Origin of the sequence: Millisia brevis NBRC 105863 (assembly GCF_001552615.1) — a bacterium.
Lineage (GTDB): Bacteria > Actinomycetota > Actinomycetes > Mycobacteriales > Mycobacteriaceae > Millisia > Millisia brevis.
In genome coordinates, this window is sequence record NZ_BCRN01000018.1 from 71,858 (window position 1) to 93,330 (window position 21,473).

A 21,473-nucleotide genomic window follows, 5' to 3' on the forward strand; every position below is an offset into this window, starting at 1 on the left:
CGATCGATGTACCGGTCGAATCGGCGGCGACATCCCGCTCGCCGCGCCGGCGTCGGGCGATCTCCGCGGTGGTGGTGCTCGCGCTGATCGCGGCGGCCGGCTGGTTCGTCTTCGGCAGCACCGATCGACGGCAGACCTTCTACGCGAACTTCGTCACCGTCGGCGGCATCAACGTCGGCAGCGCCGTCACCGTGCTCGGCGTGGACGTCGGAACGGTGACATCCGTGCAGCCGCAGGGCACCTCGGTGCGCGTCGGACTCTCGATGCCCGACGGGATCGACATCCCCGCCGACGTATCGGCGTACATCCTCAACCCATCGCTGGTCAGCGACCGCCACGTCGAACTGTCGCCGGCCTATACCGGCGGCGCCACCCTGGGCGACGGCGAGGAGATCCCGGTCGAACGGACCGCCGCCCCCATCGACTTCGACACCCTGCTCGGCAGCATCAACACCCTGACCGACACCCTCGGCAACGACGGCGGAAACCTCGGAGCGGTCCTCGCCCGCGGCGCGGATACCTGGGCCGGCCACGGTGAGGACTTCAACACCGCGATGCGCGCACTCGCCGGCGCGACCGGGGTGATCGGTGCGCATACCGCCGACCTCGACCAGTTGGTCACCGCATTGACCAGGTTGTACGCCGCCCTCGACGCCCGGCAGACCTCCCTGGACGGGCTCGTACAGGACCTGGCGGTCCTCGGGGACAGCTGGGCGGGACAGGATCTCGACGTCACCGAGCCGCTGGCCGACCTGCGCACCCTCTTCGACCAGATCAACGCCTTCATGGCCGCCAACGGCGATCAACTCGGCGCGATCGCCGGCAACGTCGAGACCCTCAGCGCCACCGCCGCCGACCATCAAGCCGGCCTGGCGGAATTCATGGACCTCGTCCCACTGCTGATGCAGAATCTCGGCGACTCGGTGGGGCCCGATCACCGCGGACGGATCCGGCTGAACGTCACCACCACCCTCACCCAGTTCGCGGTCGCCGCGCCCCTATGCGCCGAACATCCGCTGCCGCTGTGCACCGGTGCGGGATTCACCAATCCGATCGCCTTCCCGATCAGCGCCTCCGACCCGCTCGGCATCGTCTCGGCCCTCACCGGCGGCGCCCCGACCACGGGAGGAACCCCATGAGGGGGCGTGCCCGGATGGTGCCGGTCGCCGCGCTGTCCGCCCTGCTGCTGACCGGATGCGGTGTCGGCATTCAGGATCTGCCGCTGGGGCGTTCCGCCGACGGCGACGCCTACCGGGTCACCCTGCAGATCGCCACCGCCGACGGACTGGTCAACGGCGCCGATGTGCGCCTGGCGCAGCGGGTGATCGGCCGGGTCGCCCAGCTGCACACCGACACCGTCGGCGCGGCGGTCACCCTGAGCCTGGAATCGGCGGTCGAGCTGCCGCGCAATATCGAAGCGGCGGTGGAGATCCCCACCGCACTCGGCAGCCCCTACATCCGTCTGATCCAACCGCAGCAACCCGAGGGGGCCGCGCTCGCGGCGGGGGACGTCATCATCGAATCGCGCACCGAGATCGGTCCCAAGGTCGAAACCGCCTTCGCCGCCCTCGGTGCGGTCCTCGGCGGCAGCGGCCTCGACCAACTCGACGGCATCGTGCGCGAGCTGAACGTCGCCTTCGACGGGCGCTCCGACCGGGTGCGCGACCTGACCGCCACCCTCACCGACCTGATGCGGACCGCCGCCGACCACGAGGACGACCTGGCCCGCGCCCTCGCCCTCGCACAGGACGTCTCCGCCCACTACCTCGCCCGCCGTGATGTTCTCGACAACTACCTCGACAGCCTGCCACCCGTTGTCGACATGCTGGTGCAACAGCGCGACGCGATCGCCTCGCTGATCTCCTCGACCTCCCGGTTGGCCACGCAGACCAACGCGCTGCTCGCCCGGATGCCCGCGGGCCCCGATGCCCTGGTCGGTGACGCCGCCGACGTCGTCGCCGCCATGGACGCCTTCAACGACCGCATCGGCGCCACCCTGACCAACGTCACCACCTTCCTCGACGCCTTCCGGGCCGCGGTCGCCGGCGACTACCTGCTCTTCGACGGAGCCCTCGACATTCCCGGCGGCATCGACGCGGTGATCACCGGGGGCATGGCGTCCCCCAACCGATCCGATCCCGTGCAGGACACCATTCACGGACTGCTGACCGGAGGAGGCGGATGAGCCGGCTCGCGCTGGGACAGCTGATCCTGTTCGTCCTGGTGGCGATCGTCGTCATCCCCTACGGGGTGTACGACGTCGCCGGCCCCCAGGGTCTCACCGGGCGGGTGTACGTGCACTCGACGATGACCGATGCCCTCGGCCTGACCGCCGGTACCGGGGTCAGCTACCGCGGCGTCCAGATCGGCCGGGTCAGCTCGGTCGGACTGCAACCGGACGGCTCGGTGCGCGTGGAGTATTCGATCGGCGGCGACATTCCGGTACCCGCCGACAGCGTCGCGTTGGTGACGATGAGCACCGCGGCCGGCATCCAGAACGTCGACATCCGGCCGCATTCCGACGGGCCGCCGTACCTGGTCACCGGCGACGAGGTGCCGGCGCCCGCCGATGCCCAACCGGTCCAGATGGATCGCATCCTGCTCGAGGCCGGCGGCCTGCTGCGCTCGATCGACCCGAACGACATCGCCACCCTCGGTGACGAACTCGGCGCATCCTTCCGGGGCCTCGACTCCGACCTGGTCACGATGATCGACGGCGGCGGGCAGATCGCGGAGCGTCTCGACGCGCGAGCCGAGGAGATCCGCGACCTGATCACCCGATCGACGTCGCTGATCACCACCACCGCCCAACATTCGGAGCAACTCGTGCGCGGGATCGCCGCGGCCCGCGAGGTCACCGGCGGTCTCGACGCCAACGGCCCGACCCTGGTGTACCTGCTCGACAGTTCCCCCGCGGCGCTCGACCGGGCCCGCGGCCTCTTCGACACCTACCACGGCACCTTCGGGCAGGTGTTGCTGAATCTTGCGACCGTCCAACCGATCATCGCCGATCGCACCGCCTCGCTGGCCACCGGACTGGACGCGATCCCGTACGGCCTCGCGCAACTGTCGTCGATCGTGTCCGGAGACCGCGCCAACTTCACCCTGGTCGCCACCCAGGGGCCGGTCTGCAACTACCCGACCGAGCGACGCGCCGTCGGCGACCTGACCCCGGTGGAGCCGAACCTCGGCCTCTACTGCCCACCGGCGCCCAACCTGTCCCAGCGCGGTGCGATGAACGCGCCACGCCCCAACGACCTCGGCCTGCAGGGCCTGACCACCCCGGGCGACACCATCGGTCCACCGATAGCCGCGGACCCGATCCTCATCCCCACCGGAATCGAAGCGCTCGGCTACTGGCGCTCCCTGATGGAAGGACTCTCCGATGCCCCCCGCTGACGTCTCCACGGCTGCGCCCACCCACCTCGAGGCGGCCGACAACGAAGCCCCCGATGGTCGGGAGCCGAGCGACGGGCCGGGCCGGCCCCGCACCGGCCGGCGCACGATCATCGTCCTGGCGATCGCCCTGCTCGCCGCGATCGCCTCCCTCGGTGTGCTCGGCTACCGCACATTCGAGTACCGCAGCGATGACGCGTTGCGCGCCGATGCGGTCGACACCGCTCGCGAATACGCGATCGCGATGTCGTCGTTCGACTTCCAGAACCTCGACGCCAACCGCGACACGATCGTGGGGATGTCGACCGGCGACTTCGCCGACCGCTACGTGCAGATGGTCGACGTCCTGAGCGACGTGGTCACCGACGGGCAGGGGCGGGCGACCGCCACCGCCGACCACGTCGCGGTCGAGAGCATCGACGGCGCGACCGCCGTGGTGTTGGTCTTCGCCGACCAACAGGCCACCAATGTGACCGCACCCGAAGGCAACAGCCAGAAGTACCGCATGGTGATCTCGATGGTGCGCGACGGCGACCGCTGGTTGGTCGACAACGTCGAAACGGTCTGACCCGTGGAGCCCGACCCCCTCGCCGGCGAGCCGCCAACGGGCCGCACCGTCTACCTCGACAACCCGCTGGGTCCGTCGAGCCTGACCACCGCGGAGACCCGTATTCGTATCGCCACCACCCCGCGCCGCCGCTTCGCCCGCAGCAGACCGGATCTGACCGATGCCCTGGACTTCTGGTCGTTTGCCGGCGCCGCCGCCAATGTCGCCATGCAGCTGGGCTGGCCCGAGGTCGCCTACGGGGTGATGGAGAGCCGGGTGGAATCGGGAGCGCTGATGGCGCATCCCTGGAAACGTGCGCGAACCACCACCAGCTACCTGGCTGTCGCGATCCTGGGCACCGACGCCGAACGCGAGGCCTACCGCCGGGCGGTCGACGGCGCCCATCGGCAGGTCCACTCCGACGCCGACAGTCCGGTGCGCTACAACGCCTTCCATCGGGAACTGCAACTCTGGGTCGCCGCCTGCCTGTTCATCGGTTTCGAGGACACCTTCGAATTGCTGCACGGCCGGATGACCGACGAGCAGCGGGAGAACTTCTACCGGCGGGCCTCGACGCTCGGTACCACCCTGCAGGTCACCGAGCAGATGTGGCCGGCCACCCGCGCCGACTTCGACCGCTACTGGAACACGGCCTGCGAACGGGTGAGCATCGACGACCGGCAGCGGCAGTTCGTCAACGATCTGGTCGACCTGCGGATGATCAATCGGCCCACCGCATGGCTGTTCCGGGACCTGTTGCGGTTCCTCACCACCGGCTTCCTCGCCCCGATCTTCCGCACCCAGATGGGACTGGCCTGGACCGAGGACGATCGGCGCCGCTTCGAGCACCTGTTCATCTTCGTCGCCTTCGTCAACCGCTTCCTGCCGAAGTTCGTGCGGCACGCGGGAAGCCGCGCGATGATGGGGGACCTGCGGCGGCGGCTGCGGACCGGGCGGCCGCTGATCTGAGCGCGCCCGCCGGGAATCGGTGGTGTCAGTCCGGGGGCGTCGGGTGGATCGCGCCGGCCACCGCGGCAAACAGTTCCGTGCCGACGTCGACCAGTTGGTCCTCCGACATCGCGGGCGCCCCGGACAGCCAGGCGGTCACCATCTGCCCGAAGCCGCCGACCAGGAAATGCGCAACCGCGTCGAGTCGGTCGTCGTGCTCGACCCGGTAGAAGTCGGTGGCGGTGCCGGCCAACAGCCCGACGAAGAAGCGGGAGCTCTCGGCCCGCGCGGTCAGCAACTCCGCGAGCGCCGGATCGGCGGCGAAGAGCACCCGACCGAGCCGCGGATCGGCGGAGACGGTGCGGATGACCGCGCGCAGCCCGGCACGGATGAGGGTGTCCCGGTCGGCGCCGGCGTCCGCGACCGCGGCGGTGGCGGCGGTCGCGACCCGCTCGACCACGTGGTCGTAGACCGCCCGGGTGAGTTCGCTTCGGTCGGTGAAGGATTCGTAGAAGTAGCGCCCCACCAGGCCGGCCCGCTTGCAGGTACCGCGCACCGAGATCGCCTCGCCGGCGCCGAGTTGGTCGAGCCCGGCCTCGATCAACTGCGCGCGGCGCTGCGACTGCCGGTCCGCCGCGTCCCGACCCCCGTACCGACGCGGCGCCGCGCCGGGGGTGGTGGGGTCATCGGTCATGGTGTCGACCTTACGGAGCGCGGCCGATCGCGTGGCCCGCTGTCCGACAATCCGGGACCGGCGAGCGGTCGCGGGCTCTGGACCGTGGGCGACTATCTGAGTACGATCGTGTGCAGATTGGTTCGACGAGGTGTGGAGGTCGCCATGGCGGTATCGGTTCGGCGTGACGAGCGCGCATCCGCGCACGATCCGGACGAGAAGTTCCTGCCCGCCCTGGATGCGATCGGACTGGCCGCCGGGGCGGCGAACGTGATCATGCAATTGTCCTGGCTCGCTGTCGGTTACGGCGTCCACGAAAGCCGGGTGGAGTCCGGCCGGCTGTTCGACCATCCCGTCAAGCGCACCCGCACCACCCTGACGTACCTGGTGGTCGCCGCCCGCGGGACCGCCGAGGACAAGCGCGCGTACAAGAAGGCGGTCAACGGCGCGCACGCCCGGGTGCGCTCCACCGCGGACAGCCCCGTCGCCTACAACGCCTTCGACCCGGAACTGCAACGCTGGGTCGCCGCCTGCATCTACCGCGGCTTCGAGGACGTCCACCGCCTCATGCACGGCCCGATGTCCGCCACGGACCGTGAGCGCACCTACCAACTGGGCGCCACCTTCGGCACCACCCTGCAGATGCCCGCCGACATGTGGCCGCTCACCCGAGACGACTTCGACACCTACTGGAACGAATCGCTGGCCAGGGTGTCGATCGACGACACGATCCGCGAGCACCTGCTGTCGATCGCCCGGCTGGAATTTGCCGGTCGCGCCCGGTCCCGACTGCTCGGGCCGGTCAACCTCTTCTTCACCGCCGGCTTCCTCCCGGAAGAATTCCGCCGCGAGATGCGAATCGACTGGGACGATCGCCGGCAGCGCCGCTTCGAACGGCTGATGGCCGCGCTCGGCGCGGTAGCGCGGCGGCTACCGCTGCCGGTTCGGGAGCTGCCGTACCGGTATCTGCTGGCAGACCTGCGGTGGCGCTACATCACCGGCCGTCCGCTGGTCTGATGGCGCCGCCCGGCCGTCGGCCCGTCGCGATGCTCCCTCCGGCGGGGGAACGCCGTCACGCGAACCCGACCGGTGTCCCCGTCGGCGCCCGTGCGGGGATACGGTCGTGTCATGGCTGTACGACCCGACAAGCATGACCTGTCCTCGCTGGGCGACCACTCGCTCGCCGTCCACGGCGGCAACGCGATCGACGCCGGCTCCGGCGCGATCCGCACCCCATTGATCATGGCGAACTCGTATGCCCTGCCCGAGGATCCGTCGCAGATCAGCTGGTCGACAACAGATTCCGCGCTCTATACTCGCAACTCCGGCGCCAACCAGCTCGCCCTGCAGGACAAGCTCGCCGCGCTCGAAGGTGGCGAGGCGGCGGTCGCTCTGGCGTCCGGCGTCGCCGCCCTGCACGGGGTCTTCTTCACCTTCCTGTCCACCGGGGATCACGCGGTGATCGCCGACGTCACCTACGAGGCGTCCTGGCGGCTGTTCGCGGAGCTGCTGCCGCAGAAGTACGGCATCGAAGCAACCTTCGTCGACGCGTCCGACCCCGAAGCGGTGCGCGCGGCGATCCGCCCGAACACCAAGCTGGTGCACATCGAGGCGATCGGCAACCCGACCACCAAGGTCACCGACGTCGTCGCCGTCGCCGAGATCGCGCACGCCGGCGGGGCGCTGCTGTCGGTGGACTCGACCTTCACCCCGCCGCCGTTCTACCGGCCGCTGCGCGACGGCGCCGACCTGGTCGTCCACTCGCTGACCAAGTACATCAACGGGCACGGCGACGCGATGGGCGGCGCGGTGATCGGCTCGCGCGAGCTGATCGACCGGATCAAGGCGGATGCGATGGTCGACGTCGGCGGGGTGATCTCCCCGTTCAACGCCTGGATCATCAACCGCGGTTCGATCACCCTGCCGCTGCGCATGGCCCACCACCTCGCGTCCGCGCCGAAGGTGGCCGCCTTCCTCGAGCAGGATCCGCGGGTGGCGTTTGTCGCCTATCCGGGCCTCGAATCGCATCCGCAGCACGACCTGGCGGTCCGGCAATTCGGCGGCCGCGGCTTCGGCGCGATGATGGCCTTCGCCGTCGACGGCGACCCGGACACCCAGAACCGCTTCGTCGCGAACCTGAAGGTGATCACGTCCGCGGTCTCGCTGGGCCACGACGAGTCGCTGATCGTGCACGTCGGCACCGACGGTCCGCGGGTGCGGTACTACCCGGAGCAGTTTCGCCGCCTCGGCCACCTGCGCTTCTCGATCGGCCTCGAGGACCCCGACGACCTGATCGCCGACCTGTCCGCGGCGCTCGACGCCACCTTCGCCTGACGCATGAGTTCCTCCGGTGCGCAGCATCTTCCGGTTGCCGACCGGTGGTTCGAGGTCGTCCCGATCGACGACGCCCTCACGCTGATTCGGGAGCCACACGTCGCCTCCTTCGTCCGCGGCAATATCTGGTACCTGCGCGGCGAGCGACTCGATCTGGTGATCGACACCGGGCTCGGCGTCGCCTCGCTGTCCGCCGAATTGGCGGCCGGGTTCTCGCGGCGTCCTCCGGTGGCCGTGGTGACGCACGCCCATCTCGACCACCTCGGTTCGGCGCACGAGTTCGCCGAGGTGTGGGCCCACGAGCTCGAACCGACCGAGCTGCCCGGCCAGGGGACGCTGCTCGGAGAGGAACTGAACGAAATCCTCGGCGGCCACGGCTGTTCGATCGGTGTTCCGAACGGCCTTTTGGTGGAGGCCCTTCCGCACCCGGACTACGTGCCGGCCGACTACGCCCTGGTGCCGGTTGAACCGACCCGCCGGCTGGTCGACGGTGAGGTGATCGACCTGGGCGATCGCCGACTGACCGTCGTCCATCTGCCCGGGCATACCGCCGGCAGCATCGGTCTGTACGACCGGGACAACCGGGCGCTGTTCACCGGCGATGTCGTCTACGACCCTCCCGACCTGCTCGACGAGCTCGTGCACAGCAACGTCGACGACTACGTGCGCAGCATGCGCCGGCTGCTGACCCTGGATGTGTCGATCGTCTACCCCGGTCACGGCGACCCGTTCGCCGGCGAGCGCCTTCGCGACATCGCCGGCGCCTACGTCGCCCGCCGCGCGGCCGGATGATCGGGGAGTTCTACCCGCGGTGAGCGCGGCTAACTCTCCCCGATCGACGGGGTGAGGCGGCGGATGTGGGAGCGGGCGTGGGCGACGGCGGGGTCCAGGTCGGCGAAGAGGTGGTTGGGGTGGCGCAGGGCGGTGATCACGCCCAGGCGTTCGAGCATCGGTAGATGGTCGTCGCGAATTCCCTTGATCAGCACGGTCACCCCGCGCGCTTCGAGGGCGGTGACCAGTTCGGTGAGGGTGTGGGCGCCGGTGGCGTCGATGATCTGCAACTGCGACAGCCGCAGGATCACCACGTCGGTGCCCCGGTGTTCGGCGACGCGGGCCAGCACGTGCTCGGCCGCCCCGAAGAACAGCGCTCCGTCGATGCGCAGCAGGGCGATCCGTTCATCGCCCGGTTCGACCGCGCCGGGCAGCTCCTCGCGGTGCACGCCACCGGTGCGGCTCAGCGCCCGCAGCGCGGCGAACGCGGCGACGGCGATACCGATCCCGACCGCGATGATCAGGTCGAACGCCACCGTGATCGTCGCGGTGACCAGGAACGCAGTCGCATCCGAGCGGCCCGACCGCAGCAGCCGCCCGACCACGCCGTAGGACACCATCCGCACCGCGGTGACCATCAGCACCCCGGACAGCGCCGCGAGCGGAATGGTCGAGACGATCGTCGACGCCAGGTAGACCACCACCAGCAGGGCCAGCGCATGCACGATCGCCGACAGCCGGGTGCGGGCCCCGGCGCGCACATTGACCGCGGTGCGAGCGATCGCCCCCGTCGCCGGCATCCCGCCGAAGACGCCGGACGCCACCGAAGCCAAACCCTGGCCGACCAATTCGCGATCCCCGTTGTAGGGACCGGTTTCCGGGGTGCTCGCCGCGACCCGCGCGGACAGCAGCGATTCGATCGCCGCCAGCGCGGCCACCGCGACCGCCGGACCGAGCAGTTCCCGAACCGTGCCGAGGTCGACCGATGGAAACGACGGCGCCGGAAGGGAATCGGGCAACGCCCCGATGCTCGTCACCGGGACCTTCAGCACTGCGACTACCACGGTCACCGCCACGATCGCCAGGAACGAGGCGGGCAGCTTCGGCGCGAACCGGCCCAACAGCAGCATGATCGCCGCGACCGCCACCACAACGCCCAGCGCGGAAAGCGCGTGCGCGTCGTCGGCTTCGCGAATCGATTCCCACGCCGCGACACCGGCATTGGTGCTGTGCCCGGCGACCGCGACCCCTACCGCCGAGGGCACCTGCTGCAGGAAGATGATCACCGCGATTCCGAGCGTGAAGCCCTCGATGACCGGCCAGGGGATGTAGTCGACCGTGCGCCCGAGCCGCAGCACCCCGGCGACGAGCACCAGAACCCCCGCCAGGATGGTGACCACCGCCATCGCGCCGATCCCGTGCACGGCGACGATCGGCGCCAATACGACCACCATCGCCCCGGTCGGGCCGGAGACCTGCACATTCGAGCCGCCGAAGATCGCCGCGACCAGTCCGGCGACGATCGCGGTGATCAGCCCCGCCTCGGCCCCGGCGCCGGAGCTGACCCCGAACGCCAGCGCGAGCGGCAGCGCCACGATGCCGACCGTGATTCCGGCGAGTACGTCGGTCCGCCAACTGGTGCGCAGGGCGCGGTAGTCGTCCACGCTCGGCAGCAGCGCGGCGATACCGGACAACCGACCGACCGATGGCCCGCTCATCGCGACTGTCCGCCCGTCGCCCCGAGCACCGGCAACTCCTCGAGGGCGGCGCCGCGCGATTGGTCGACCAGCAGTCCGAGCAGGGTGCGCTCCACCTGCAGCAACTCCGCGACCTGCGGATAGGCCAGACGATAGAAGACCTCGCTCGCCCGCCGGTCCGAGACGACCAGGCCGTAGCGGCGCAGCACCGCCAGATGCGAGGACAGGTGCGACGGGGTCAGCCCGGTATCGGCGAGCATCGTGCCCACCGAGGCCTCGTCGCTGCCGGCCAGAATCTCCAGGATGCGGATGCGATAGGGGTGGGCGAGCCCCTTGAACAGGTTCGCCTTGGTCTCGTAGAGCGGTCGCTGGTCGTCGCGGAACACCGAATCCTCCTGCCCACGGACGCCGTGGAAGACTTCATGAATCCGTGAATTCATAAAATCATAGAACCGCCGATTGGAGGAGGTGCGGTCGGGGTCGCGCGGTAGGGCTATGGCGCGGTAGGGCTGTGGCGCGGTAGGGCTGTGGCGCGGGCAGTCGGCCGCCGGCGACCGCAAGGGTGGCGGGGCCGGATCGGCGGGCCTGCCGGGGCGGGCGAAGGGTCTGCCGGGTTTGGGTTGTGTGCGTTCTTCTTCCTCAGCGCTGGGCGGAGGAGACTATTGCCGCAGCGCCCCGCTCACGCGGATGATTGCGCGCCTCCCGCGCCGCGCTCGCGCGGACGAATGCACACCTCCCGGCATACCGCGCCGGCTCGACGCCACCCGATCCGCGGAATCGCCGCTCCGACCGTCTACGACGTGCCGGAATCCTCACGGTGCAGCAGGTAGGCGCGCGGGTGATCCCAGCCGACGACGCGGTACCCGGAGTCGAGCAGCCGCGGGAAGACCTCCCGGTAGGCCAACCGCCAGCGCAGGGCGGTGCCCGGCGTCTCCCGGCGCAACTGCTCGTACCCGGCGGGGATCTCGACGCGCACCAGCGGGGCATCCGGGATCGGATGCACGACCGGGGCGTTGTCGTCCGACGACACCACCGTGACGGCGTCGGCGACGGCAAACGGCGGGCGCCCCGGCAGCGGCTGATCGAGCTTCCAGGACAGCACGACCCGGTCGGTGTGGTCGCCGCGGTTGTAGTCGTCGTCGAGCTCGCCGTAGAAGTCCGGCAGGTAGCTGATCGGAAGACCGCCCAACCGACCGACATTGAACGACGCATTGCGAATCATCAACGGGTCGAAGGTCCACCGGATCTCGGTGATCCCACGCGCGAGCGCCCAGGCGCGCTGATGCATCTTGACCGCCAACCCCACCCCGGTGCCCTGCAGCCGCGGGTGCACCCCGACCGCGTGCGAGTGCAGGTAGACCGGGCCACCGGGATCGCGGCCGAGGAAGCCGACCCCCGCCGCGGTCATCAGATTGTCGGAGAAGGCGCCGCCGACATAGCCGCCCGCGTGCCGGATCGCGATCACCAGATCCTGCGGGACGGCGGCCTGCGACGAGCCCCAGGTGATGGTGAACAGCTCGGTCAGACCGCGCAATTCGCCGGGGCCGGACAGGTCGCGGACGGTCACCGAGGAGCGCTCCGCCGCCCGGATCGCATCGCGCCGCGCCGTTTCCGCGGTGACCGGGACATCGGCACCGGTCGAACGGTCGGGCGTCGCCACGTGGTCAGACATGCGAGGGCTCCTTCGCCGGTTCGTAATCGTCGCGGGCCACGGTGAAGTCCTCGACCGCCTCGAGGTCGACGGTCACACCGCTGCCCGGCCCGGTCGGCACCGGCAGCGCCCCGTCGACCAGATCGAATCGTTCGGTGATGTCGCGGGCGAAGTACCGGTCGGTGGCCGAGATATCGCTGGCGAGCAGGAAGTTCGGCAACGACGCGAGAGCGAGGTTCTGGGCGCGACCGACCCCGGATTCGAGCATGCCCCCGCACCACACCGGGATCGACGCTGCGGCGCAGACGTCGTGGATTCGCCGAGCCTCCAGGTAGCCGCCGACGCGGGCGGGCTTGATGTTGACCACCGAGCAGGCGCCCGATTCGATCGCGGCGAGCGCCTCGGCCGCCGACCCGATCGACTCGTCCAGGCAGACCGGCACCGACGTCGCCGCGGCCAGCCGGATATGGCTGCGCAGGTCCGCCGTCGGGAAGGGCTGCTCGAGCATCGTCAAACCGTAACGCTCGAAGCGGGCCAGATGCGCGACATCGGCGCTGGTGTAGGCGCCATTGCCGTCGACCTGCAGTTCGACGTCGTCGCCGATCGCGGCGCGTACCCGGCCGATCAGGATCTCGTCCCAGCCGGGCTGCACCTTGAGCTTGATGCGGCTGTACCCGTCCGCGAGGTAGCCCTCCACCAGGCCGATCAGTTCGTCGACGGTCTCGGTGATGCCGATCGACACCCCGACCCGCACCCGATCGCGGGTACCGCCGAGGTACTCCGACAGGCTCAGCCCCGACGCGCGCAGTTGGGCGTCGAGGATCGCCATCTCCAACGCCGACTTCGCCGCCCGATGACCTGCCACCCGCCCTAACGCCGCCGCCACCCGGGCGCCCGACACCTCGCCGGCCAGCGCCGGCACCAGCACGGTACGCAGCGCCAGCCGGGTCGACTCGATGAACTCGTGCCCGAAGATCGGGTGATCCTCCACCGCGAGGTCGGCCCAACCCGGGCCGCGGTCGGTGTCGACGCGGATCAGGATCGCGCGGCGGGACACCTCCAGGCTCTGGGACGTGCGGAAGGGCAGGCGCAGGGGCATGTCGAGCACCCGCGCCTCGACGTGGTGGATCAGCATGGCTTCTTCTCTACACCACCGCGTCGCCGCGCCGCGTTGACATGCCGGCTCGCCGCCGCGCCGCCCGTCAGAAGTCGGTACTGCAGAACGGTTCGCGCGGGGTGGCGAAGAGCCGGGTCAACCGTTCGGCGACGCCGGGAGCGGCCCCGTGCACGCGGCCGACCGCGGCCAGATCGGAGAACCGGGTGCCGCCCAGGTACGCCGCGGCCAGGGTGGCGACATCGACGCCGGCGTCCGCCGCCGTCTCGGTCCGCTCGGCTCCCTTCGGCCCGATCGCGTAGTGCCCGGAGTTTTCCGGCAGCAGCGGATCGGTCACCTCGAGGACCACCGTGTCGTCGGCGTCGTAGGTGCGCCGGCGCAACGCCTCCTCGACGTCGAGCAGCCGCAGCCAGATCTGGTCCTCGACCGATCCGAGGTGCGCGGCCCGCCGGTCGACCAGGGCCAGGGGCAGCAGATCGTCGATCGGCGCCTCCCCGAATTCCACGATGTCGATCAGATCGAGCGAGAGCAGGTGCTCCCAGAGTCCGGTCCGCGCGGACGGGGTCAGCGCGACGAATTCGCTCACGTTCACCGTGCGGTTGTCGGTGGTGAACCAGGTCGACGTGTCGGCCGGCTCGTAGCTCGCGTAACCGTCGTCGACACCGTCGGTCGCGTGCACCACCACGTACCGCGGGGTGCCGGTATCGGCCTGCCGGAACAGCTCCCGCGCCCGCCACAGCTGCGGCGCCCGGTCGATCGCGCCGACCACATCCTCGCGGCGATGGATCGCGTCGAGCAGTTCGGTGGTCGCGGCGTCGTCGACCAGCCGTACCGTGCCGCCGGCGGGGACATCGGGGCGCAGTCGCGCGTCGCGCACCTTCACCCGAATCGACCGGGCGGAGCCGGCGACGCCGTAGCCGTAGCGTTCGTAGATCGTTCCCTCGGAGGCGCGCAGCGAGGCGAGCACGTCCCCGCGTTCCCGGCAGGTGCGCAGCTGTTCGGTCATCAGCCCCGTGGCGACCCCGCGACGGCGGTGCGTCGGCAGCACCCCGACGAAGGTGACCGCGGCGTGCGGCAGGCGGGCCCCACCGGGGATCACCATCGTGCCGGGGAACGAGCCGGTATGTCCGACGACGCGGCCGTCGTCGATCGCTCCGAGGGAGCGTTCCGGATCGATGATCTCGGCGGCGACGAAGTCCACGCGGGGCAGGCCGACCATGGCGCGGCGGAAGACGTCTCGTCCGGCGCCGATCTCATCGGCGGTGGTCAGGGCACGAATGTCGATGGTCACTCCGTCGATGGTGTCACGGAAGCAGCGGCTGCCGACACCCATATATGCAACGCTCTCGGTATGGGAGCGGTGGCCGACGGTGCGTGGTTGGTGGTGATCGACCACCAGGTGGTGTTCGCCGATCCGGCGTCCCCGTGGGCGGCGCCGCGGTTCGCGCAGACCGTCCCGGTGGTCGCCGATCTGGCGGCCGAGCACGGCGATCGGGTGATCCTGACCCGATGGGTGCCGGCGACCGGGGAGCGCCGCGTCGGCTCCTGGAACGCCTACTTCGACACCTGGCCGTTTGCCGACAAGCCCGCCGACGACCCGTTGTTCGATCTGATTCCGTCCGCGGTGGCCCTGGACGCTCCGCACGTGATCAGCGAACCGACCTTCGGGAAATGGGGCGACGCGCTCGAGGCGATCACCGGCCCGGCGCCGTCGATCACTCTGGTCGGGGTGTCGACCGATTGCTGCGTGATCTCGACCGCCCTGGCCGCCGCCGACGCCGGCGCGACCATCCGGGTGGTCGCCGACGGCTGCGCCGGGTCCAGCGACGACAACCAGGCCCGGGCGCTGGACCTCATGCGGTTGTACGCACCGCAGATCGAGGTCGTATAGCGCCCGGGCCGGGTCGAGACGGTTCGTCGACTACTTCACTTCGCGGGTGAGCACCCGGTAGGTGCCGACCGCCAGCGGCAGGCCGATCCAGACGGCGACGGCGGTCAGCAGCCGCAGCCACCCCTCGCCGGCGATATCGCCGGCGGTCAGCGGCTGCAGGGTCCGCTCGAGGTCGAGCCAACCGGCGATCCGGTCGAGCGCCGGGATCATGCTGCCGAGGATTCCCCAGAGGGTCGGCAGGGCCAGCACGCTGACGATCGCGATCGGGGTGTTGAGGAATAGGAAGCCGAACGCGAGCCCCTGGACGGTGTAGAGCAGCAGCGACAGCAACATCCCGCCGAGGATCGCGGCCGTCGGGTTGCCCACGCCGCCGCCACCGATCGCGGCGCCGATCGCGGCCGCCGCGACACCGGCGGCGATGACGACCAGGCCGAGCAGGATCGCGGCGAGGACCTTGGCGGCGACCACCCGCCCGCGGCGCGGTTCGAGGGTGAAGGTCACCAGGCCGGTGCGCTGCGACCATTCGGCGGTGGCGGCCATGACGCCGAGGATCGGCAGCAGGATCGCCATCGGCAGGGTCGCGAGGCCGAGGAAGTCGACGTAGGTGAGGTCGGCGGCGTTACCCCAGATCAGGATCGCCGCGACCACCAGCAACGATGCGGCGGCCATCACCCCGAGCATCCACATGCCGGCGCGGGTGTCGATCATCTTGCGTAGTTCCACCCGGACCAGCCGGTGGAAGGGCACGCCTCGGGCGGTGACGAGGGGGGACGCGTCCGGCGTCCGCGGGGTCGCGGGGCTCTCGGCAAACGCAGTACTCATGGTGGTCTCTCCGGGGGAATCGGCGCGGTGACGATTTCTGCGGTTCGGGCGCAGAAAATGTCACTCGCGCGAAAGGGGGTGGGGCAGCGCGACGGGGGTGGGGCAGCGCGAAAGGGGTGGGGCAGCGCGAAAGGGGTGGGGCGGTGCGAAAGGGGGCAGGGGGGTCAGGCGGCGCGGGAGTCGGCGGCGGTCAGGGCGAGGAACATCTCCTCGAGGCCCTCGGTGCCGCCGTCGCGCAGTTCGGTCAGGGCCACACCGGCGGCCAGGGCGACCCGACCGATGCGATCGGCGGGGGCGTCGGCGAGCAGGGCGCCCGCCTCGGTCTGCACGCCGATCCCGTCGGCGGCCAGCGCGGTCGCCAGGCGCGGGTTGTCGGCGGAGCGGACGCGGGTGCCGCGGGCGGCGAGCAGGCTGTCCTTCGACCCCTGCGCGACGATGCGGCCGTGCCCGATCATCACCAGTTCGTCGGCGATGATCTGCACCTCGTGCAGCAGATGCGACGACAGCAGCACGGTGCCGCCGTGGTCGGCGTAGTCGCGCAGCAGCCCGCGCATCCAGTGGATGCCCTGCGGGTCGAGGCCGTTGGCAGGCTCGTCGAGGATCAGCACCCGCGGGTCGCCGATCAGCGCGGACGCCAAGCCGAGCCGCTGCCGCATACCGAGCGAGTAGTTGCGCACCGTGCGCCGCGACTCGGCGTCGGTCAGCCCGACCAGTTCGAGCATCTGGTCGACGCGCGCCTTCGGCATGCCGGTCTGCAGAGCGGCCAGGGTGAGCACCTCGCGGCCGCTGCGGCCGGGGTGCTGGGCCGAGGCGTCGAGCATGACGCCGACGTGCCGTCCCGGGTTGGGCAGTTCGCGGTAGGGGCGCCCGAGGATGGTCGCGCGGCCGCTGGTCGGCGGGGTCAGCCCGGTCATCATGCGCATCGCGGTCGACTTGCCTGCCCCGTTGGGGCCGAGGAAGCCCACCACCGATCCGGGCGACACGGTGAACGAGATGTTGTCGACGGCGGTCGTGGCGCCGTAGCGCTTGGTCAGGTTGTCGATGTCGATCATGGTGATGACTCTGCCGGTCGGCGGGGGTCGCCCACATCAGCCGACGGTCGGCGGCCGACTACAACTTTGGTCTATATCCGGGTCGGCGGATCGGCGACTTTGGACGCGGGCGAACGCGAGCGGGGACGACCTACGCTCAGCGGGTGACCGATATCGCCTCCCGGCCGCGGCGGATATCCCGCTGGGGACATGCGTGGCGCATCCTGGCGATGCTGGTGATCTCGGGCCTGTCCGCCGCCGCGATCACCGCGCCGACCAACGGTGCGATCATCCCGGACGATCGACTGGTCTGGTTGCGCTTCGTCGATCCATTCCTCGGATTGCTCGCTCTGGTGGTGACCATGCTGCGGCATCGCCACCCGGTGGTGATCGCGATGCTGGTCACCGCCCTGTCCGCGGTATCGCTGTGGGCGGTCGGCCCATCGGTCCTGGTGCTGGCGTCGCTGGCCACCCGGCGCCGATTCCGCGAGATCATCCCGGTGACCGTCGTCGCGGTCGCGGCGGGCTTCGTCCAGGAATGGCTGTATCCCACCGGCGGATTCGGCACCTGGTGGGGCTACATCGCCTTCGCGGTTCCGGTGACCGCGATCCCGGTGGTGCTCGGCTACTCGATCGGCCAACGCCGCGAGCTGGTCGACAATCTGCGCGACCGCGCCGAGACCGCCGAACGCGAACAGCAGGCGCGCGTCGCGCAGGCGCGGACCGCCGAGCGGGCCCGCATCGCCCGCGAGATGCACGACGTTCTCGCGCACCGGATGTCGTTGGTGGCCATGCACGCCGGGGTGTTGTCCTTCCGCCGCGATCTGACCGCGCAGGAGCAGGCCACCGCCGCGCGCACCATCGAGGAGAACGCCCATCTGGCGCTGCGCGATCTGCGGGACATCCTCGGGGTGCTGCGCGATCCGACCACCCCGGCCGATGCGGGCGCGATCGAACCGCCGCAGCCGAGCCTGACCGATGTCCCCGAGTTGATCGAGCAGACCCGCACGGCCGGAACGACAGTCGACTTCGACGACGCGGTGGACGGCCCGGTACCCGCGAGCGTCGGACGCGCGGCCTATCGCATCGTCCAGGAGGCGTTGACCAACGCCCGCAAGCACGCCCCCGGCGCGCGCGTCGACGTCGCGCTGGCCGGCTCGGCCGCCGATGGCGTCCGGGTGTCGATTCACAACGTCGCCTCGATCAACCCGGCAGCCGAACCGCTCCCCGGCGCCGGGCTGGGGCTGCTGGGCTTGAGCGAACGCGTCGACCTGGCCGGCGGCCGCATCGAACACGGCGTCGACCCGGACGGTGGCTACACCGTGCGGGCCTGGCTACCGTGTCCGTCGTGACCGATTCGCCGGCGCCGATCCGGATTCTGCTGGTCGACGACGACCCGATGGTGCGCACCGGGCTGGCGATGATCCTCGGCGGCGATCCGCGGCTCGAGGTGGTCGGCGAAGCGGTCGACGGGCTCGATGCCCTCGACGCGGTCGCCCGGTGGGAACCCGACGTCGTGTTGATGGACATCCGCATGCCGCGCCTCGACGGCCTCGGGGCGACCGAACAGCTCCTCGGCCAGCCGAATCCTCCGAAGATCATCGTGTTGACGACGTTCGACACCGACGAGTTGGTGCTGCGCGCGCTGCGCCTGGGCGCCCGCGGCTTCATGCTCAAGGACACCCCGCCGGCGCGGATCGTCGAGGCGGTGCGCGCGGTCGCCGCCGGCGAACCGATCCTGTCCCCGTCGGTGACCGCCACCCTGATCGCGACGGTGACCGCCGGGGAGGAGTCGGCCTCCGCCGCCCGCGCCCGAGCCCGCGCCGCACTCGACGAGCTGACCGAACGGGAGCGGGAGGTGGCGATCGCGATCGGCCGGGGCCTGTCCAACGCCGATATCGCCGCCGACCTCTATATGAGCGTGGCGACGGTCAAGGCCCACGTCGGGCGGTTGTTCACCAAACTGGCCGCCGACAATCGGGTGCAGGTCGCGATCCTGGTCCACGAGGCCGAGCTGACCTGAACGGGTGATCCGAACGCCCGTGGCCCGGCGTCGGGGCGCGGTGGCAGGATTGCCGATATGACGACCAACAACAGCATCCAGCAGCAGATCGCCGACCTCGTCGCCGAGGAGCACCAGCTGCGGGCGCGGTTGGCGACGGGCGAGATCACCGAACCCGCCGAGAACGCGCGCATCGCCGAACTCGAGGTGCAGCTGGATCGACTGTGGGACCTGCTGCGGCAGCGCCGCGCCCGCGCCGAGTTCGGGGAGAACCCCAACGACGCGAGCGAGCGCTCCGCCCGCGAGGTCGAGGGCTACGTCGACTGAACCGCCGCGCGGCCGCGCCGACCGGTCGCGATCAGGAAACCGATCTGCGCGATCACCGCTGCGGTCACCATCACGATGCCCAGCGGCACCGCGGTGTGCTCACCCGCCAGGCCGACCAGCGGGCTGACCAGGCCGGCCAACGCGAACTGTGAGGTACCGAGGACGGCCGAGGCCAGGCCGGCGTTGTGCCGCGCGGCGTCGAGCGCCAACGCGGTGTTGTTGCCGTAGACCAGGCCCAGCGGTGCGATCGCGAAGAACAGCGGCACCGCGATCAGGATCGCCGGCAGCCCACTGACCGCGAGCACCAGGACGGCCACCGACGCGATCAGGTTGGTGATCATCCCGATGCGGGCGAGTCGCCGCGGCTCGATGCGGGCGACCAGACGGGCGGAGATCGCGGTGCACGCGACGATGCCGGTCGCGTTGATCGCGAACGCCATCGAGTACTGCAGGCTACTGAAGCCCATCATGTCCTGGTACAGGAACGGCGACGCCGAGATGTAGGCCATCATCGTCGCGAACGAGAAGACCATCGCCATCGTGTGGCCGACATAGGTGCGATTGGCCAGGCTGCGCAGGCCGGTGCCGTGTTGCGCCTGCGGATCGGCGTCCCGCACCCGTCGCCCGTGGGTCTCCGGCAGGAACATCACCGCCGCGATCAGCGAGATCAACGCCAGCGCCGCGACGATCCACAACAGGCCGCGCCAGCCGATCGAGTCGGCGAACAGGCCGCCGGTGATCGGCGCGACGACCGGTGCGACTCCGGCGACGGTCATCATGGTGCTCATCGCGCGGGCGGCCTGTCGACCGCGGGCGACGTCGGCGATCATCGCGCGCCCGATCACCATGCCCGCCGAGCCGGTCATCCCCTGTGCCAGCCGGGCGATGATCAGGACCGCGATCGACGGGGCGATCGCGGCGGCGATGCCGGAGATCACGTAGAGGGCCATGCCGACGATCAGCGGTCCGCGGCGACCGATCCGGTCGGACAGCGGTCCGAAGATCAGCTGTCCGAGGCCCGCGCCGATCAGGAAGGCGGTCAGCGACAGCTGCACGCCGCTGGTCGAGGTCGACAGGTCGGTGACCATGCTCGGGAAGGCCGGCAGGTAGAGGTCGGTGCCGAAGGGGGCGACCCCGGCGAGCAGGGCCAGCGATATCAACATCAGCGGGGTCAGGGCCCGGCCGGAACCGGCGTCGGCGGCCGGCCGAGCGTCGGGGTCCGTGGACCCGTCCGGGGTCGGTGGGGGGTTCACACCTCCGTCCGCCCGTTCGCCGACGGCTGCCTCGTGCTGCGCCATGATCCCTCCGTGCCTGTCACCCGAAAAGACCACCCGGTCGGGTGGTCTGGTCGTCCCATCCGGTGTTGCCGCACCGGAGATGTCTATGAATACATAGAATATATACTTGCATAGTAAAATTGTCAGGCCCGGGACTGTTTCCGGGGGAGTAGGGGACTTGCGGTGACCGATCAACGCGAGCGGGACCTCGCCGATCTGGCGGACAGCATTCTCGGCATCGCCCGCACGATCTCCGAGCGCGGCTTCCGCGATCGCCGCATCGTGCCGCTCAGCCCGCTCGAGGCGCTCACCCTCCGACATATCCGCAGAAACCCCGGCCTGACACCGACCCGCATCGGCACCGACCTCGCGGTGAAGAGCAGCAATACCTCGGTCGCCCTGCGCGACCTGGAGCGGATGCACTTCATCCGCCGCGAGCCCGATCCGCACGATCGCCGCTCGACGCGCATCTACGCGACCGCGCAGGCGGAGGAGAGCGTGCGTCTGGTGCGCGCCGAGATGCAGTCCCTGTTCGCCGATCTGCCGCTCGACGACGACACCCTGCACGCCTGCACCCGGGCGTTCGCCGCCTTCGAGGTCACGATGTCGGGACGTCCCGCGGCGGTGTGATACCGCGCTCACCTGGACCGATCGTTCGCCGAAGGCGTCGATGAAGGCTTTCTCATCGTGGTTTCATCGGTGCTTCACAGCCACCGAACAGGATGTTCACCGTGAACCTCGAGAAGCGACGCTGGGCTGCGGCATTATGTGCCGTCCCGGTGATCCTCGTCCTCGGGTGGCTGCAGCTGATCGAACCGGTTGGTCCACCCGAGGTCGGAAACGCCACGATCACCGTGTCGGTTGCCCCGCCGTCGCCGGACCAGGCCGCCGTGGAGGTGCCCCTCGACGACGATGACGACGACGTCCCGGCGCCCGCGGCTCCGGCACCGGCGGCCCCGACCGTCGCGCCCGCGCCCGCTCCGGCCGCGCCC

Annotated in this window: 22 protein-coding genes and 1 pseudogene; 14 read left to right on the top strand and 9 right to left on the bottom strand. The window is 70.4% G+C overall.

Annotated elements, in window-relative coordinates; all coding sequences use genetic code 11:
- The first annotated feature begins 2 nt into the window (after nucleotides 1-2).
- The 5 genes from MB1_RS21055 (at nucleotide 3) to MB1_RS21075 (ending at nucleotide 4,912) form a co-directional block, all read left to right on the top strand.
- Nucleotides 3-1,139: an MCE family protein gene (locus tag MB1_RS21055; protein WP_066912334.1), complete on the top strand. Its 1,137-nt coding sequence runs from the start codon at nucleotides 3-5 to the stop codon at nucleotides 1,137-1,139.
- On the top strand, nucleotides 1,136-2,185 hold the full coding sequence (locus MB1_RS21060; protein ID WP_066912238.1) for an MCE family protein: 1,050 nt from the start codon (nucleotides 1,136-1,138) through the stop codon (nucleotides 2,183-2,185). The genes MB1_RS21055 and MB1_RS21060 overlap by 4 nt, the downstream gene beginning before the upstream one ends.
- Nucleotides 2,182-3,399, top strand: a complete 1,218-nt coding sequence (locus MB1_RS21065) for an MlaD family protein (protein WP_066912241.1) — start codon at nucleotides 2,182-2,184, stop codon at nucleotides 3,397-3,399. Before MB1_RS21060 ends, MB1_RS21065 begins: the two co-directional genes overlap by 4 nt.
- On the top strand, nucleotides 3,386-3,964 hold the full coding sequence (locus tag MB1_RS21070; RefSeq protein ID WP_066912244.1) for an Rv1363c family protein: 579 nt from the start codon (nucleotides 3,386-3,388) through the stop codon (nucleotides 3,962-3,964). Before MB1_RS21065 ends, MB1_RS21070 begins: the two co-directional genes overlap by 14 nt.
- Before the next feature lie 66 nt (nucleotides 3,965-4,030).
- Nucleotides 4,031-4,912: an oxygenase MpaB family protein gene (locus MB1_RS21075; RefSeq protein WP_066912337.1), complete on the top strand. Its 882-nt coding sequence runs from the start codon at nucleotides 4,031-4,033 to the stop codon at nucleotides 4,910-4,912.
- A gap of 25 nt (nucleotides 4,913-4,937) precedes the next feature.
- Here MB1_RS21075 and MB1_RS21080 read toward each other — a convergent pair whose 3' ends face one another.
- A complete protein-coding gene (locus tag MB1_RS21080) occupies nucleotides 4,938-5,585 on the bottom strand; it encodes a TetR/AcrR family transcriptional regulator (RefSeq protein WP_066912248.1) in 648 nt (215 codons plus the stop codon).
- Between the two features lie 144 nt (nucleotides 5,586-5,729).
- Here MB1_RS21080 and MB1_RS21085 point away from each other — a divergent pair, with 144 nt between their 5' ends.
- From MB1_RS21085 to MB1_RS21095, 3 genes are all read left to right on the top strand, one after another.
- Nucleotides 5,730-6,581: an oxygenase MpaB family protein gene (locus MB1_RS21085; protein WP_066912340.1), complete on the top strand. Its 852-nt coding sequence runs from the start codon at nucleotides 5,730-5,732 to the stop codon at nucleotides 6,579-6,581.
- 111 nt (nucleotides 6,582-6,692) lie between these two features.
- A complete protein-coding gene (locus MB1_RS21090) occupies nucleotides 6,693-7,898 on the top strand; it encodes a trans-sulfuration enzyme family protein (RefSeq protein WP_066912252.1) in 1,206 nt (401 codons plus the stop codon).
- 3 nt (nucleotides 7,899-7,901) lie between these two features.
- Nucleotides 7,902-8,690 (top strand): MBL fold metallo-hydrolase, encoded by a 789-nt coding sequence (locus MB1_RS21095; RefSeq protein WP_066912259.1) that lies wholly within the window; start codon nucleotides 7,902-7,904, stop codon nucleotides 8,688-8,690.
- A 29-nt stretch (nucleotides 8,691-8,719) separates the two neighbouring features.
- Here the strand turns inward: MB1_RS21095 and MB1_RS21100 are convergent, their stop codons facing one another.
- The 5 genes from MB1_RS21100 to MB1_RS21120 all read right to left on the bottom strand — a co-directional run bounded on the left by MB1_RS21100 (nucleotide 8,720) and on the right by MB1_RS21120 (nucleotide 14,422).
- A complete protein-coding gene (locus MB1_RS21100) occupies nucleotides 8,720-10,387 on the bottom strand; it encodes a SulP family inorganic anion transporter (protein ID WP_066912262.1) in 1,668 nt (555 codons plus the stop codon).
- Nucleotides 10,384-10,752 (bottom strand): ArsR/SmtB family transcription factor, encoded by a 369-nt coding sequence (locus MB1_RS21105; RefSeq protein ID WP_066912343.1) that lies wholly within the window; start codon nucleotides 10,750-10,752, stop codon nucleotides 10,384-10,386. Before MB1_RS21105 ends, MB1_RS21100 begins: the two co-directional genes overlap by 4 nt.
- Before the next feature lie 407 nt (nucleotides 10,753-11,159).
- Nucleotides 11,160-12,038, bottom strand: coding sequence for a GNAT family N-acetyltransferase (locus tag MB1_RS21110; RefSeq protein WP_157084226.1), 879 nt, complete (start codon nucleotides 12,036-12,038; stop codon nucleotides 11,160-11,162).
- Entirely contained in the window at nucleotides 12,031-13,152 is a 1,122-nt protein-coding gene (gene menC / locus MB1_RS21115; RefSeq protein ID WP_066912268.1) for an o-succinylbenzoate synthase, read from the bottom strand. Before menC ends, MB1_RS21110 begins: the two co-directional genes overlap by 8 nt.
- Nucleotides 13,153-13,219: 67 nt before the next feature.
- Nucleotides 13,220-14,422 (bottom strand): GNAT family N-acetyltransferase, encoded by a 1,203-nt coding sequence (locus tag MB1_RS21120; protein ID WP_169801716.1) that lies wholly within the window; start codon nucleotides 14,420-14,422, stop codon nucleotides 13,220-13,222.
- A 60-nt stretch (nucleotides 14,423-14,482) separates the two neighbouring features.
- On the opposite strand from MB1_RS21120, the gene MB1_RS21125 reads away from it, so the two are divergent.
- On the top strand, nucleotides 14,483-15,022 hold the full coding sequence (locus tag MB1_RS21125; protein WP_066912274.1) for a cysteine hydrolase family protein: 540 nt from the start codon (nucleotides 14,483-14,485) through the stop codon (nucleotides 15,020-15,022).
- 30 nt (nucleotides 15,023-15,052) lie between these two features.
- Here MB1_RS21125 and MB1_RS21130 read toward each other — a convergent pair whose 3' ends face one another.
- Together MB1_RS21130 and MB1_RS21135 are read right to left on the bottom strand one after the other, a co-directional pair.
- Nucleotides 15,053-15,844 (bottom strand): ABC transporter permease, encoded by a 792-nt coding sequence (locus MB1_RS21130; protein ID WP_066912277.1) that lies wholly within the window; start codon nucleotides 15,842-15,844, stop codon nucleotides 15,053-15,055.
- Between the two features lie 164 nt (nucleotides 15,845-16,008).
- Nucleotides 16,009-16,896 carry an ABC transporter ATP-binding protein gene (locus MB1_RS21135; protein WP_066912281.1) on the bottom strand — a complete coding sequence of 296 codons (888 nt, stop codon included), beginning with the start codon at nucleotides 16,894-16,896 and terminating at the stop codon, nucleotides 16,009-16,011.
- A gap of 143 nt (nucleotides 16,897-17,039) precedes the next feature.
- Here MB1_RS21135 and MB1_RS26345 point away from each other — a divergent pair, with 143 nt between their 5' ends.
- From MB1_RS26345 to MB1_RS21150, 3 genes are read left to right on the top strand one after another with little or no spacing between them, the layout of a single operon-like run.
- Nucleotides 17,040-18,227 (top strand): sensor histidine kinase, encoded by a 1,188-nt coding sequence (locus MB1_RS26345; protein WP_066912284.1) that lies wholly within the window; start codon nucleotides 17,040-17,042, stop codon nucleotides 18,225-18,227.
- On the top strand, nucleotides 18,224-18,898 hold the full coding sequence (locus MB1_RS26350; RefSeq protein WP_281190327.1) for a response regulator: 675 nt from the start codon (nucleotides 18,224-18,226) through the stop codon (nucleotides 18,896-18,898). The genes MB1_RS26345 and MB1_RS26350 overlap by 4 nt, the downstream gene beginning before the upstream one ends.
- A gap of 57 nt (nucleotides 18,899-18,955) precedes the next feature.
- Nucleotides 18,956-19,204, top strand: a complete 249-nt coding sequence (locus tag MB1_RS21150) for a DUF2630 family protein (RefSeq protein ID WP_157084227.1) — start codon at nucleotides 18,956-18,958, stop codon at nucleotides 19,202-19,204.
- Here the strand turns inward: MB1_RS21150 and MB1_RS21155 are convergent.
- Nucleotides 19,192-20,502, bottom strand: coding sequence for a multidrug effflux MFS transporter (locus MB1_RS21155; RefSeq protein WP_084352364.1), 1,311 nt, complete (start codon nucleotides 20,500-20,502; stop codon nucleotides 19,192-19,194). The genes MB1_RS21150 and MB1_RS21155 overlap by 13 nt on opposite strands.
- A 162-nt stretch (nucleotides 20,503-20,664) precedes the next feature.
- Here MB1_RS21155 and MB1_RS21160 point away from each other — a divergent pair, with 162 nt between their 5' ends.
- Nucleotides 20,665-21,111 carry a MarR family winged helix-turn-helix transcriptional regulator gene (locus MB1_RS21160; RefSeq protein ID WP_066912295.1) on the top strand — a complete coding sequence of 149 codons (447 nt, stop codon included), beginning with the start codon at nucleotides 20,665-20,667 and terminating at the stop codon, nucleotides 21,109-21,111.
- A 101-nt stretch (nucleotides 21,112-21,212) separates the two neighbouring features.
- Nucleotides 21,213-21,473 (top strand): annotated as a pseudogene (locus MB1_RS21165) (hypothetical protein); the annotation flags it as partial.